Source organism: Bradyrhizobium sp. LTSPM299 (genome assembly GCF_000938235.1).
Classification (GTDB): domain Bacteria; phylum Pseudomonadota; class Alphaproteobacteria; order Rhizobiales; family Xanthobacteraceae; genus Bradyrhizobium.
The window spans coordinates 34,556-47,865 of the sequence record NZ_JYMU01000085.1; the positions used below are offsets into that span (position 1 = coordinate 34,556).

Annotated in this window: 14 protein-coding genes; 4 read left to right on the plus strand and 10 right to left on the minus strand. The window is 64.1% G+C overall.

Features of this window, described 5'->3' with window-relative positions; genetic code table 11:
- Positions 1-15 precede the first annotated feature (15 nt).
- Both UP10_RS35960 and UP10_RS35965 read right to left on the minus strand, forming a co-directional pair.
- Positions 16-369: a diacylglycerol kinase gene (locus UP10_RS35960; protein ID WP_044536729.1), complete on the minus strand. Its 354-nt coding sequence runs from the start codon at positions 367-369 to the stop codon at positions 16-18.
- Positions 370-384: 15 nt separating this feature from the next.
- Positions 385-1,773 carry a class II 3-deoxy-7-phosphoheptulonate synthase gene (locus UP10_RS35965; RefSeq protein ID WP_044591919.1) on the minus strand — a complete coding sequence of 463 codons (1,389 nt, stop codon included), beginning with the start codon at positions 1,771-1,773 and terminating at the stop codon, positions 385-387.
- A 155-nt stretch (positions 1,774-1,928) separates the two neighbouring features.
- Here UP10_RS35965 and UP10_RS35970 point away from each other — a divergent pair, with 155 nt between their 5' ends.
- Positions 1,929-2,852 (plus strand): alpha/beta hydrolase family protein, encoded by a 924-nt coding sequence (locus UP10_RS35970; RefSeq protein ID WP_044591920.1) that lies wholly within the window; start codon positions 1,929-1,931, stop codon positions 2,850-2,852.
- Between the two features lie 204 nt (positions 2,853-3,056).
- Here UP10_RS35970 and UP10_RS35975 read toward each other — a convergent pair whose 3' ends face one another.
- The 8 genes from UP10_RS35975 to rpiA all read right to left on the minus strand — a co-directional run bounded on the left by UP10_RS35975 (position 3,057) and on the right by rpiA (position 10,528).
- Entirely contained in the window at positions 3,057-3,410 is a 354-nt protein-coding gene (locus tag UP10_RS35975) for a cupin domain-containing protein (RefSeq protein WP_044591921.1), read from the minus strand.
- Positions 3,411-3,479: 69 nt separating this feature from the next.
- Entirely contained in the window at positions 3,480-3,668 is a 189-nt protein-coding gene (locus UP10_RS35980) for a DUF2934 domain-containing protein (RefSeq protein ID WP_044591922.1), read from the minus strand.
- 198 nt (positions 3,669-3,866) lie between these two features.
- Entirely contained in the window at positions 3,867-4,964 is a 1,098-nt protein-coding gene (locus UP10_RS35985) for an alpha/beta hydrolase family protein (protein WP_044591923.1), read from the minus strand.
- A 6-nt stretch (positions 4,965-4,970) separates the two neighbouring features.
- Positions 4,971-6,425, minus strand: a complete 1,455-nt coding sequence (locus UP10_RS35990) for an amino acid permease (RefSeq protein WP_044591924.1) — start codon at positions 6,423-6,425, stop codon at positions 4,971-4,973.
- A gap of 390 nt (positions 6,426-6,815) precedes the next feature.
- Complete coding sequence (locus tag UP10_RS44880) at positions 6,816-7,025, minus strand: hypothetical protein (protein WP_156180602.1); 210 nt, start codon at positions 7,023-7,025, stop codon at positions 6,816-6,818.
- A gap of 701 nt (positions 7,026-7,726) precedes the next feature.
- On the minus strand, positions 7,727-9,112 hold the full coding sequence (gene gor, locus UP10_RS35995; RefSeq protein WP_044591925.1) for a glutathione-disulfide reductase: 1,386 nt from the start codon (positions 9,110-9,112) through the stop codon (positions 7,727-7,729).
- A gap of 154 nt (positions 9,113-9,266) precedes the next feature.
- Positions 9,267-9,806 (minus strand): DUF2059 domain-containing protein, encoded by a 540-nt coding sequence (locus UP10_RS36000; protein ID WP_044591926.1) that lies wholly within the window; start codon positions 9,804-9,806, stop codon positions 9,267-9,269.
- A gap of 23 nt (positions 9,807-9,829) precedes the next feature.
- The gene (gene rpiA, locus UP10_RS36005) at positions 9,830-10,528 is read right to left on the minus strand and encodes a ribose-5-phosphate isomerase RpiA (RefSeq protein ID WP_156180657.1); all 699 of its coding nucleotides are present in this window, start codon (positions 10,526-10,528) and stop codon (positions 9,830-9,832) included.
- Between the two features lie 210 nt (positions 10,529-10,738).
- On the opposite strand from rpiA, the gene UP10_RS36010 reads away from it, so the two are divergent.
- From UP10_RS36010 to moaA, 3 genes are all read left to right on the plus strand, one after another.
- Positions 10,739-11,419 (plus strand): HAD hydrolase-like protein, encoded by a 681-nt coding sequence (locus UP10_RS36010; protein ID WP_044592228.1) that lies wholly within the window; start codon positions 10,739-10,741, stop codon positions 11,417-11,419.
- A gap of 162 nt (positions 11,420-11,581) precedes the next feature.
- On the plus strand, positions 11,582-12,091 hold the full coding sequence (locus UP10_RS36015) for a hypothetical protein (RefSeq protein WP_044591927.1): 510 nt from the start codon (positions 11,582-11,584) through the stop codon (positions 12,089-12,091).
- A 180-nt stretch (positions 12,092-12,271) separates the two neighbouring features.
- The gene (moaA, locus tag UP10_RS36020; RefSeq protein WP_044591928.1) at positions 12,272-13,306 is read left to right on the plus strand and encodes a GTP 3',8-cyclase MoaA; all 1,035 of its coding nucleotides are present in this window, start codon (positions 12,272-12,274) and stop codon (positions 13,304-13,306) included.
- Positions 13,307-13,310: the final 4 nt, after the last annotated feature.

Sequence of the window (13,310 nt, forward strand, 5' to 3'; positions counted from 1 at the left end):
CTTCAATCGCTGGGATCAGAACGCGCCCATGCGTTCGGCGAGGGCGAACAGCCAGAACAGCCCGGCCATGATCAGCGCGACGCCGACCGCGGCCGAGCCCATGTCCTTGACCCGCCCGATCTGCGGATCATGGTCGGTGGTCAGGCGATCGGAGAGCTTCTCGATCGCGGTGTTGAGCAGTTCGACCACCAGCACCAGCACGACGGTCGCGACCAGCTCGACGCGCCGCATCACGGTGGCGCCGACCAGCCAGGCCAGCGGCAGCGACAGCACGAGTGCCACCACCTCTTCGCGAATCGCCTGCTCCGAGCGAATGGCGAAAGCCAGCCCGTTGCGCGAGTTGATGGTGGCCCGCCAGAACCTCAGCAAGTCACAGCCCCCAAGTCACAAACCTGAGGCGGCCGGCATCGGCTTGGCCTTGCCGACGCGGTCCTGCTTGAGCAGCTCGGCGATCAGGAAGGCCATGTCGATCGACTGTTCGGCGTTCAGTCTGGGATCGCAGACCGTGTGGTAGCGGTCGTTGAGATCTTCATCGGTGATGGCGCGCGCGCCACCGATGCATTCGGTGACGTCCTGCCCGGTCATCTCCAGATGCACGCCGCCGGCATGGGTGCCTTCGGCGGCGTGGATCGCGAAGAACGACTTGACCTCCGACAGCACGCGGTCGAACGGCCGGGTCTTGTAGCCCGAGGTCGCGGTGATGGTGTTGCCGTGCATCGGATCGCACGACCACACCACTGTGCGGCCTTCCCGCTGCACGGCGCGGATCAGGCCCGGCAGATGGTCGGCGACCTTGTCGGAACCGAAGCGATTGATCAGCGTCAGCCGTCCCGGCTCATTGTCCGGGCTCAGCACGTCGATCAGCTTCAACAGCTCGTCCGGCTTCAGCGACGGGCCACATTTCAACCCGATCGGGTTCTTGATGCCGCGGAAATATTCGACATGCCCGTGGTCGAGCTGGCGGGTGCGGTCGCCGATCCAGATCATGTGGCCCGAGGTCGCGTACCAGTCGCCGGTGGTGGAATCGACCCGGGTAAAGGCCTGCTCGTAGCCGAGCAGCAGCGCTTCATGGCTGGTGTAGAAATCGGTGGCACGCAGTTCGGGATGGCTTTCGAGATCGAGGCCGCAGGCGCGCATGAAGTTCAGCGCGTCCGAGATGCGGTCGGCCAGCTCCTTGTAACGGCGCGACTGCGGCGAATCCTTCAGGAAGCCGAGCATCCACTGATGCACGCTGCCGAGATTGGCGAAACCGCCGGTGGCGAAGGCACGCAGCAAATTGAGCGTTGCCGCCGACTGCCGATACGCCATCAGCTGGCGCTGCGGATCGGGAATCCGCGCTTCCGGCGTGAACGCGATGTCGTTGATGATGTCGCCGCGATAGCTCGGCAACTCGACGCCATTGATTTTTTCGGTGTTCGACGAGCGCGGTTTTGCAAACTGGCCGGCGATGCGCCCGACCTTCACCACCGGCAGCGCGCCGGCGTAGGTCATCACGACCGCCATCTGCAGCAGCACGCGGAAGAAGTCGCGGATGTTGTTGGCGCCGTGCTCGGCAAAGCTCTCGGCGCAATCGCCGCCCTGCAGCAGGAAGGCTTCACCCGCGGCGACCCGCGCCAGCGACTTCTTCAGGTTGCGCGCTTCGCCGGCGAACACCAGCGGCGGAAAGGTCGCAAGCTGGGCCTCGACATCGGCCAATGCCTTGGCATTGGGATAGTCGGGCACCTGCAACACCGGCTTGGCGCGCCAGCTATCGGGTGTCCACCGCTCGGACATAACGTCAACTCCTGAGCAAAAACCGCAACTTAGTCCACGGACTTGAGGAAAGGTCCCGGGTTATACACAGGCGCCCTGCTCCCCGCTAGGAGGATTCCTGCAATTCGGTCAAGCTCTTGCGGGAAAAGCCGAATTCACATTTGTTAGACCATAACATGAATGATCGGGGAAATGCCGTGTCCGGGGCCGCGCTGGACGACGTTTTTAGCGACGACATCGTCGTGCCGGCGGCAGACGGCTATCCGCTCGGCGCGACGCTGTTCCTGCCCCGTGGCGTCAAACGCCATGCCGTGCTGATCAATTCGGCGACCGCCGTTCCCCGAAAGCTCTATCGCGGCTTTGCCGGCTATCTCGCCCGCCGCGGCTGCGCGGTCCTGACCTACGATTACCGCGGCACCGGCGACAGCAGGCAGCAGGCGATGACCGGCTACAACCAGCCGAAATCGCTGGTCGGCTTCAAGGCCAGCATGGCCGACTGGGCCGCGCTCGATATCACGGCGACCGTGAGCTGGATGCGCGGACGCTACCGCGATCTGCCATTCGCCTATGTCGGCCACTCCTTTGGCGGCCAGGCGCTCGGGCTGCTGGCCAACAACACGGACATTCCGCGCGCGCTGCTGATCGCGGCCCAAGCCGGTTATTGGAAGCTGATGACCGCGCCCGAGCGCTACCGCGTCTATGCGCTTTTGAACGGCGGCCTGCCGCTGACCCGCGCGCTCGGCTATATGCCGGCCTGGGCCGGCCTCGGCATGGACCTGCCGAAGGGCGTGTTCGAGCAATGGACGCGCTGGGTGATGTCGCCGCGCTATCTGCTCGACGACACCACGCTCGCCGCACGCGACAATTTTCCGAAATTCAAGGGCGCGCTGCGCGCACTCAGCATGACCGACGATCCCTGGGCGACGCGGCCCGCGGTCGAATTGCTGTGCTCGGCTTTCACCTCGGTGACCCCGGACATCATCTCGATCCGCCCCGCGGATGCCGGCGCGACAATGATCGGTCATCTCGGCTTCTTCCGCAGCGAACACCGCGACACGCTGTGGCGGGGTGCGGCGGAATGGATCGAGGCGGAGGGGTAAGTGCAGTGTGGCGCGATCCCGCGCAATCAAACAACTGGTGTCATCACCCGCGCATGCGAGGGCTTTGCGAAAGTCGAGCAAATCGACAAGGTGTGGGCAGTGGGACGGGGACATCTATACACTGGAGTTGCGCTTCTGATAAAGCGAAATGTTTCTCATCCGGGCACTTGCGCCGTCGGGCAACTCAGTGCCAAGGCGCAACGCTCACACCACCTTCCGCGGCGCCGCCGTCTCGGCGCTACCGGTATTCGGCGTCCCGCTCGGCTCGATCAGCAGCAGATGCACTTCCTCCCGTGCGACGGGACGGTGCTCGACGCCTTTCGGCACGATGTACATCTGGCCTTCTCGCAGCGTGACGGTGCGATCGCGAAGCTGAATGTCGAGCACGCCCTTCAGGACGAGGAAGAAGTCGTCGGTGTCGTCATGCTTGTGCCAGACGAACTCGCCCTTCACCTTCACGACCATGACATCGCACGCGTTGAACTGCGCGACGGTGCGTGGTGACCAGTGATCGGAAAATGTGGATAGCTTTTGGTCGAGATCGATCGCGTCGCTCATCGGTGCGTCCGGGCTCGGTCGGGCACGTTAGCGCGATCCCCCGCGCGGCGTCTTGTTGGTTTGCCCGCCCTACTGGAACGTGGCCGCCTTGTGATGCCCGTTCACTGCGGGCGGCGCTTCTCCGTTGCCGGCCTTTCGTGCCAGCAACTCCTTTTCGGCCTGATACCAAAGCACATCCATTTTGCCTGGCGGTTCGCCGGCGTCCTTCCAGAGCTCGTAGGCTCGGGTCCGGATCTCCTGCTCGGTTGGACCAGTCATGGGCGGCTCCCTAATCTGAGGACGTCAAATCGTCTGAGAAATGGACTCGCTGCCTTATGGGTGGCAGCTTACCCTGCCGCGCCTGGATTTGGCACCATCTCCGAGCCAGCTGCGCAGTTCTTTGTATGAGAATCCAACTTCCAGGCCCGCGCAAGGTTCCAGGCCGCGCAAAGCATCGGGCGAAGCCGCCGCGACCGGTCAGCGCAGGTTCGCGGTGAAGAAATCGAGCGCAAGCCCGATCGTTTCGGCATGAACCGCGTCGCGATCGGTACCGTCAGGGTCGCGGCATGCGGTCCGGACGACCAGGCGCCCTACCGCGGTACAGGTGTCGAAGAAGACGAAGTGGCCCGCGTACGGAAACAACTTGAGCGTCGCATGGGGGATCAGCTTGCCGAGCGCCTCGGCCCCCGAGGCAGTCGGCGCGATCTCGTCGGCGCTTCCCGCGACGATCGCGACCGGGATCGATATCGCGCCAAGGCTCTCCGGCGTGAAGGCCGGCACCGGCCCCGGCGCCATCGCGAACACGGCACGAACGCGCTGATCGCGCCAGGACCGGCCGGCAAAGCTGTAGCGCTGCCGGAAATCGGGATCGGTCGTCAGGCGTATCTCGCTCTTCTGGCGCAGCTCTGTCGCGTCAGGCTGCGACGTGCACAACGCGTCCGCAGCGGGCGAGCGGCAGAACGCCTCTGTCCGATCCGGATCGGTGATGCCGCCGGCGATCGCGATGACGGTGTAGCCGCCGTAGGAATGGCCGGCGGCGCCGATCCGGCCCAAGTCGATCCGGTCGCCGAAGGTGCTGTCGGCGCGCATGGCGTCGATGACGGCGCCGAGATCGACGGCGCGCAGCCATTTCAGCGCATAACCGTCGACCGTCCTGTCCTCGGACCTGTTGTTGCCGGGATGGTCGATCGCAACCGCGATGAATCCATGCGCCGCAAGCCCCGCGCCGAGCCAGGCCAGATCAATCGCGATACCGCCGAAGCCATGGGACAGCAGAACGAGCGGACGCCGCGGCCCCTCCGCCGGCGCCGCGTCAGGCGCGGCGCGTCCGGTGCTGACGAAGGGGATGAGGGGCGGCCCGATCCATTGCGGCTGCTCGCGCGCATCTGATACGGCCGGGTACCAGATCATGGCACGGAGCACGTGCGTGCCGGCGCCGCGCCAATCGTAGGGTTCAGCAGGAACGAAGTCGCGCGTGGTGACGCCGACCTTGAAGACGGCGTCACCCGCGTACGCAACATCCGATGCCGCGACCAGGATCAGGCACAGAAGCCTGATCCAGATTTTCCCGATCACCGCCTACTAGCGAGACTTACCAGGGTTGAGCAGGACCGAGTGACTGCGGCCATAGGCGAAGTAGAGGGCAAGACCGATCACCAGCCAGACGAACAGACGGATCCAGGTCGCCAACGGCAGGAACGCCATCAGCAGCAGCGAGAAGAGCATGCCAAGGACCGGAACCACCGGCACGCCGGGTGTACGGAACGGGCGGGCGATGTCCGCATCGCTCTTGCGCAGATAGATCACCGCGCCGCAGACCAGCACGAAGGCAAACAGCGTGCCGATAGAGACCATTTCACCGAGGATATCGATCGGGGTCAGCGCCGCGACGACGGCCACGATGAGACCGATCAGAAGCTGGCTCTTATAGGGCGTCCCGAGCGAGGGATGCACATCGGAGAACATCTTGGGCAGCAGACCGTCCTTGGCGATCTGGAAGAAGATGCGGCTCTGGCCATAGAGCAGCACCAGGATCACCGTGGTGAGGCCGCAGAGCGCGCCGATCTTGATCAGCACCGAGAACCAGGTCTGCCCGATGACATCGACGGCCTTGGCGATCGGATCGGGCACGCCGAGCTCGGTGTAGGGCACGAGGCCCGTGAGGACAGCGGAGACCGCGACATAGAGGATGGTGCAGATCAAGAGCGAGCCGAGAATGCCGATCGGCATATCGGTCTGCGGATTCTTGGCTTCCTGGGCGGCGGTCGATACGGCGTCGAAGCCGATGAAAGCGAAGAACACGACCGAGGCGCCGCGCATCACGCCGCTCCAGCCGAACTGACCGAATGTGCCGGTGTTGTCAGGAACGAAGGGATGCCAATTCGCCGGCGTGACGTAGCCGATGCCGAACAGGATGAAGGCGCATACGACAAACAGCTTGATGCCGACCATGATGTTGTTGAGCCGGGCCGATTCCTTGGTCCCGCCCATCAGCATGGCTGTGAGCGCCAGGACAATCAGCGCCGCCGGCAGGTTGACGACGCCTTCGACAGTGGTGCCGTCCGGCAGCTTGAACTCCGTCCAGGGCGCCGCGGCATATTGCGGTGGAATGTTGATGCCGAAATTATGCAGCAGCGAGACGATATAGCCCGACCAGCCGACGGCGACGGTGGAGGCGCCCATGGCGTATTCGAGGATCAGGTCCCACCCGATGATCCAGGCGAAGATCTCGCCCAGGGTCGCGTAGGTGTAGGTGTAGGTGCTGCCGGAGACCGGCAGCAGCGCGGCGAGTTCGGCGTAGCACAGGCCGACGAAGGCACATGCGACGCCGCCAACGATGAAGGAAAACATGATCCCGGGGCCGGCATAGTGCGCCGCCGCGGTGCCGGTGAGAACGAAGATGCCGGCGCCGATGATGCAGCCGATACCAAGCGCGGTGATGCTCAATGCCCCAAGCGTCTTGCCGAGCGCGTGCTCACCTGCTTCAGCGATGATGGAGGCGACCGACTTTCGCGTCATCAAACCCATGTCCGACATAACGACGTCCCCTTCGTTTGTGGCCAGTTGAGAGCCTGGCAATCAGAATAGAACCATTCAGAGCCTTCAGTCGTACTTCGCGGAATCCCAATGATTGTCCGCACCCGACAGCAAGGCAAGCGCTATTTTGGCGTGCGTGCCGCGAAGCAACAATCGGAGCGAGGCTTCGATCCCAGGGATGCGGCTGTGGCTGATGTCCCAGTGGCACGACGTCGACTGAGTTCCGGTCCCTCGCGATGCATGTCGCGCGGAAGGCAATCGCAGATGCAATTCGCGAGTTTGTCCGCGGGCGCGTGCAGTCCCGATGCAGTTGCTGTTCGCGGTCTAGCTGTGTGTTTCCGGATATTTCACGGCGCCGACTGGCACCGTTCCGGCGAGCCGCGCGTCGCCCTACTCCGCCGCCTGCCGCACGAAACGCGCGGTCGGCGTGCGCATCGTCACCAACTCCTCGGCAGCGGTCGGATGCAGCGCGATGGTGGCGTCGAAATCCGCCTTCATGCTGCCGCTGACAACGGCAGAGATAAGCGTGATCGCGGCTGAGAGGGTCGCGCGCAGCCCGACCGAAAATACGCCGACCCTATCTGTGGGCCAAGTTGGCAAGTTGCTAGCCTGTCAGAACCGACACAATGAGGTGCGCGTGGACCCTGTTCTAATCTCCCGTCCCCGGTGCTGTGCCGACTAGGTGCGCTCCATTGGAAATTGCTTCGGCTGCATTGGGGAGCACCGGGCGGCTACCAATCTTGGAGACTGCCAACTTTGTGCGAATGAACCGATTGAAGCCCGATGAAACATGTGTGACCTCACGCCAGTCCCAAGCCTCCACTGACCCAAGTTCTTGATGTACCCCTTGCCACTTACGCGCGTGCGCTTCGGTGTTGTGGTTCGTATGGGAAGCTACGAGACCGTGAGGCCCCTGACCGCCCAAATACAATTGAATTAGACCCCATCCGGCCACAGCGTATCGGAAGGTATGCCCTTCGTTCACATCGGGCGACAGAGCCACCCGCCGAATGGCGAAAAGGTCAGCAGCACTTTGCGGCACCAATTGCAGAAATATGGAAGCACTAGAACCCCTGCAAATGCCTATCGGGTATCGGGCAGCTACTTCAGCGGTTGACTTGAACTCAGCAATTTCCTCGCCGAGCCGGGAGTAGTTTTCGAATACCCGGCAACCGCACTCCTTAAAGATATAGTTCAATACCGTGTCGAAATCCGCTCCCACAGCGTAGAAATCTAAATTCGGCACAGTGCCTGCCTCTAGGTCGCCCACCTAACTGTACACGTAACCCGGGTCTCGCCCCCTACTCCGCCGCCTGCCTTACATGCCGTGCGGTCGGCGTGCGCATCGTCACCAGCTCCTCGGCGGCGGTCGGATGCAGCGCGATGGTGGCGTCGAAATCCGCTTTCGTCGCCTTCATCTTCACGGCGATCGCGACCGCTTGCGTGATTTCGGCAGCGGCATCGCCGACGATGTGGCAACCGAGCACGCGATCGCTCGTGCCGTCGACCACGAGTTTCATCAGCACGCGGGTGTCGCGGCCGGACATCGTCGCCTTGATCGGGCGGAAATCGGCCTTGTAGATGTCGACGTGGGAAAACTGCGCCCGCGCCTCTTCCTCGGTCAGCCCGACCGTGCCGACCTCCGGCTGCGAGAACACCGCGGTCGGGATCGTCGCGTGATCGACCTGAACGGGACGCTTGCCGAACACGGTGTCGGCGAAGGCGTGGCCCTCGCGGATCGCGACCGGCGTCAAATTGGTGCGATGGGTGACGTCGCCGATCGCGTAGATGTTCGGCATCGAGGTCTTCGACCAGCCGTCGACCTGGATGCCGCCATTGGCCGGATTGATGGCAACACCGGCCGCCTCGAGTCCGAGATCGGCGACGTTGGGATGCCGGCCGATCGCGAACATCACCTGGTCGGATGCAATGCTCGAGCCGCTGGACAGATGCGTGGTGAAATCCTTGCCGTGCTTGTCGATCTTCGCAATCGTGCAGCCGGTGATGATGGTGATGCCGTGCTTCTCCATCTCGGCGCGGACATGCTTGCGCACGTCCTCGTCGAAGCCGCGCAGGATATTCTCGCCGCGATAGATCACCGTGACGTCGGAGCCGAAGCCTGCGAAGATGCCGGCGAATTCCAGCGCGATGTAGCCGCCGCCCTGGATCACGATGCGCTTCGGCAGCTCCTTGAGGTGAAACGCCTCGTTCGAGGAGATCACATGTTCGATGCCGGGAATGGCGGGGCCGTGATTGGGTGCGCCGCCGGTCGCGATCAGGATGGTCTTCGCCGTGACTTTCTCGCCGGTGGCGAGCCGCAGCGTGTGGGCGTCCTCCAGCACCGCGCGGGTCTTCACGACCCTGGCGCCGGATTTCTCGACATTGCTGGTGTAAATGCCCTCGAGCCGGCCGATCTCCTTGTCCTTGTTGGCGACCAGCGTCGCCCAGTCGAACGAGACCTGACCGATGGTCCAGCCGAAACCGGCGGCGTCCTCGATCTCGTCATGAACATGCGAGCCCATGACGAACAGCTTCTTCGGCACGCACCCGCGGATCACGCAGGTGCCGCCCATCCGGTACTCTTCGGCGACCATGACCCTGGCGCCATAGTTGGCGGCGATGCGGGCGGCGCGAACCCCGCCCGAACCACCACCGATGACAAACAGGTCGACGTCATACTCGGCCATGGTAACCTTCTTTCTCTTCCCCCTCGCCCCGCCCTTGCGGGGAGAGGGTTGGGGTGAGGGGCTGTCTCCACGATCCGACTCGTTGAGAGTCCCCCTCACCCGATCGCTTCGCGATCGACCTCTCCCCGCAAGCGGGGCGAGGTAAGGACGGCGATCAGATGTCCTTGCCGCGCTTCTTCATTTCGGCCTTGAACGCGGAGTTGACGGTCACGCCGAAATCTCGCGCCCATTGCTGCATATAGTTCAGCGAACCGTTGATTGCCTTGGGCTCGGCGACCAGAAGCTTCTGGCCGAGCGGCGACTTGTAGAACACGACCAGGTCCTTCAACTCCTGCTCGGTGAACTCGGCGGCGTAGATCTTCGCCATGCCGTCGCCGATCTCCGACTCACGGCCGGCATAGCTCTTGGCGACGATCAGCGCGACCTCGTCGAGGTCCTTCTGGTAGTTGAGATACTGCTGCAGCAGACCGGTCTTGGTCTTTTCGATGATGCCCGGAACGGCGCCGGCATACATGACCGACACGTTCTTCATCGCCAGGATCTCCTTGGCGGCCGCGACCGCCGCGGGTGTCGACGGCTTGATGGCAGGTGCCGCAGGCGCTGCGGGCTGCTGCTGCGCCATGGCCGGCGCCGTCACCAGCGCCAATCCGACGGCCAGGGTGGCAGCCGACATAAATCCCGAGAAACGCTTCATTCCAAGTCTCCTTGCTTGCGGCGTCATCGCCGTTCAACAACCCGAATTCCCTGTGCGCCGGCCAGAACGGCGCTGGTGCCAAGCCCGATGAACAGGCCATGTTCGACCACGCCCGGGATCACGCTGAGCAGACCTGCCAGGCGCGGCGGGTCACCGATCCGACCCAAATGGGCGTCGATGATCCAGTGGCCGCCGTCGGTGACGAAAACGTGACCGTCCTTGCCTTTGCGGATGACCATCTGGCCGGACACGCCTGACAGCGCGAAGGCCCGCGCGATCGCGGCCTGGGTCGCAGCAAGCCCGAACGGAATAACTTCGACCGGCAGCGGAAAGCGACCGAGCACATCGACCCATTTGCTGTCGTCGGCGATCACGATCATGCGATCACTGGCGCTTGCTACGATCTTCTCGCGCAACAGCGCGCCACCGCCGCCCTTGATCAGGTTCAGCGCGGGGTCGATCTCGTCGGCGCCGTCGACGGTGAGGTCGAGGTGATCGATCTCGTCCAGCGTAGTCAGCGGAATGCCGCAGCGGATCGCATCGGCGCGGGTCACCTCCGAGGTCGGAACACCGATCACCCGCATGCCGGCACGGACCTTCTCGCCGAGCAGCTCAACGAAATGCTTGGCGGTGGAACCGGTGCCGAGCCCGAGCTTCATGCCGTCGCGCACCTCTTCAAGCGCGCGTGCCGCCGCCTCGCGTTTCAGTCCGTCCATATCCACCGTGCCGACCAAGCCCCTGTTTGCGCCGCGCCGGGGCACGTGATCGGCCCCGCCCGGCGGGCGCATGTCTAGCGTCGTTTTGCCGGCAGGAACAGGCATGAATGCATGGTTTTGCCATATGTTTGGGCGCCCGGCGGGGCATGGCCCGCCGGGCGATGCGAAACACCAAGTCTCTTGCCATCAGGCGGCATCACCGATAGCGAAAAGGTCATGCCCGCCTCCTCTCCCCCCATCATCGTGTTCGATCTCGACGGCACGCTGGTCGAAACCGCACCCGACCTGATCGGCGCGCTGAATTACGTGCTCGATCGCGAAGGCCTGCCACCGGTGCCACTCGCTTCGGCGCGCAACATGATCGGCGCCGGCGCGCGCAAACTGATCGAGCGCGGGTTGGAGGTCGAAGGACGCGCGGTCAGCGTCGCCGAACTCGACCGCCTGACCAAGGACTTCGTCGCCTATTACGCCGATCACATCGCCGACGGCTCGCGCCCGTTCGACGGACTGGAGGCCACGCTCGACAGCCTTGCGGCGCAGGGACATCTCCTTGCGGTCTGCACCAACAAGCTGGAGTGGCTGTCAAAGCTCCTGCTCGACCGGCTCGGCCTCACCCCGCGCTTTGCCGCGATCTGTGGCGCCGACACATTCGGTGTCGCCAAGCCGGATCCCGCATTCCTGCGCGAGACCGTCGCCCGCGCCGGCGGCCGCCTTCCGGATGCGATCATGGTCGGCGATGCCGGGCCCGATGTCGGGGTGGCGCGGCGGGCCGGTGTCCCCGTCATCGGGGTCGATTTCGGCTACACCGATGTTCCCATGGTGGAGCTCAAGCCGGACCGGCTGATCAGCCATATGGCCGACTTGCCGGATGCGGTGGCGAGCCTCAGGAAGCCCTAAGCCAAAACACAAGTAATTGATATCGCTTGCGAATATATAGACATGCAAATTGTCCGTTAACCATCCTTTAACGAACAGGCCTCGCGCTGTTGCGCCTCTGTTCCGACGCTCTTATGGTCCGTTTCGGGGATTGTGGCTGATTGCCGCAGTAGAGTGTGGATCATGCGTCGTGTTATCGCGATTGCGGTCGCCGGGATGAGTCTGGCCGGCTGCTCCTCGTTTTCAATGGATTACTTCAAGTCTGCACCGCCGCCGATGCAGGTCCAGCTGGATTCGCAGCCGCAGGGCGCGGATGCCGTGACCTCGCTTGGGCCGGGCTGCAAGACGCCCTGCTCGGTGTCGATACCGGCGCCTGAAAGCGGCTTCTCGGTCACTTTCAATATGCCGAGGTTCCAGCCGGCGAACATCCCGGTGACGGTGACCCGCACGCCGGGTGATTTCACCTCGCCGGCGACGACCGTGCTCGACCCGAGCCCGGTGTTCGCCCAATTGCAGCCCGCCGGCCCGCCGCCGCGTCCGCCGCGCAAGCCGATGCGGCCCAAGAAGAAGAAGCCGAGGCCCGCGACTCCCGCAGCCGGCGCTCCTGCTCCGGCCGGCTCGGCATTCCCCGATCCGAGCGCGGCTCCGCCGCCCGCCGCAGCGCCTCCGCCCGCAGCCGCGCCGACGCGCTAACGATTCGATTGCACTGCACAAGAGCCCGGCCCAACCGCCGGGCTCTTTGCTTTGCGGGGGCGCTGACAGCCCCACGGCAGATCATGCCCCCTGCCTATCGTGCGATAGCGTTTTTGCATGTTGCGGATCATCCCAACGGACGCATTGTGAGTGCATGCCAACATGCCTAGATTGGGTCTCATGAGCGGATCCACGCAAACCCTCTCCGAATCCCTGTTCCGTCCGATGACCGATCCGTTCGGGCGGACGATCCGTTACTTGCGCGTCTCCGTCACCGACCGCTGCGACCTGCGCTGCTTCTACTGCATGTCGGAGGACATGACCTTCCTGCCGAAGGCCGATCTGCTGACGCTGGAAGAGCTCGATCGTCTGTGCTCGGCCTTCATCGCCAAGGGCGTGCGCAAGATCCGCCTCACCGGCGGCGAGCCGCTGGTCCGCCGCAACGTGATGGGCCTGATCCGTTCGCTGTCGCGTCACCTGGGAAGCGGCGCGCTCGACGAGCTGACGCTGACCACCAACGGCTCGCAGCTGGCGCGCTTTGCGCAGGAACTCGCCGATTGCGGCGTGCGCCGCGTCAACGTTTCGCTCGACACGCTGGATGCGGCGAAGTTCCGCGCCATCACCCGCTGGGGCGACATCGACAAGGTGCTCGCCGGCATCGAGGCGGCGCGCACCGCGGGCCTCGCGGTCAAGATCAACGCGGTCGCGCTAAAGAACATGAACGAGGATGAGATCCCTGCGCTGATGGAATGGGCGCATGGCAAGGGGATGGGCCTGACCTTGATCGAGGTGATGCCGATGGGCGACATCGGCGAGGGCCGCATCGATCAATATGTGCCGCTGTCGCTGATGCGCGCGCGGCTCGAGAAGCACTACACGCTGGGCGATCTCGCCGACGACACCGGCGGGCCGGCCCGCTATGTCCGGATCGCCGAGACCGGTGGCAAGCTCGGCTTCATCACGCCGATGACCCACAATTTCTGCGAATCGTGCAACCGGGTGCGCATCACCTGCACCGGCACGCTGCACACCTGCCTCGGCCACGAAGATGCCTCCGACCTGCGCCGGCCGCTGCGCGCCTCTGATGATAACGACCTGCTCTCGGCCGCGATCGACCGCGCGATCGGGCTAAAGCCCAAGGGGCACGATTTCATCATCGACCGCCGCCACAACCGCCCGAGCGTCAGCCGCCATATGAGCGTGACCGGCGGCTAGCTCG

Excerpts from the sequence above, each read along its gene's own strand:
- UP10_RS35965 (WP_044591919.1), bottom strand. The coding sequence starts at position 1,773 with ATGTCCGAGCGGTGGACACCCGATAGCTGGCGCGCCAAGCCGGTGTTG.
- UP10_RS35970 (WP_044591920.1), top strand. The coding sequence starts at position 1,929 with ATGAATGATCGGGGAAATGCCGTGTCCGGGGCCGCGCTGGACGACGTT.
- UP10_RS35975 (WP_044591921.1), bottom strand. The coding sequence starts at position 3,410 with ATGAGCGACGCGATCGATCTCGACCAAAAGCTATCCACATTTTCCGAT.
- UP10_RS35980 (WP_044591922.1), bottom strand. The coding sequence starts at position 3,668 with ATGACTGGTCCAACCGAGCAGGAGATCCGGACCCGAGCCTACGAGCTC.
- UP10_RS35990 (WP_044591924.1), bottom strand. The coding sequence starts at position 6,425 with ATGTCGGACATGGGTTTGATGACGCGAAAGTCGGTCGCCTCCATCATC.
- gor (WP_044591925.1), bottom strand. The coding sequence starts at position 9,112 with ATGGCCGAGTATGACGTCGACCTGTTTGTCATCGGTGGTGGTTCGGGC.
- UP10_RS36000 (WP_044591926.1), bottom strand. The coding sequence starts at position 9,806 with ATGAAGCGTTTCTCGGGATTTATGTCGGCTGCCACCCTGGCCGTCGGA.
- UP10_RS36010 (WP_044592228.1), top strand. The coding sequence starts at position 10,739 with ATGCCCGCCTCCTCTCCCCCCATCATCGTGTTCGATCTCGACGGCACG.
- UP10_RS36015 (WP_044591927.1), top strand. The coding sequence starts at position 11,582 with ATGCGTCGTGTTATCGCGATTGCGGTCGCCGGGATGAGTCTGGCCGGC.
- moaA (WP_044591928.1), top strand. The coding sequence starts at position 12,272 with ATGAGCGGATCCACGCAAACCCTCTCCGAATCCCTGTTCCGTCCGATG.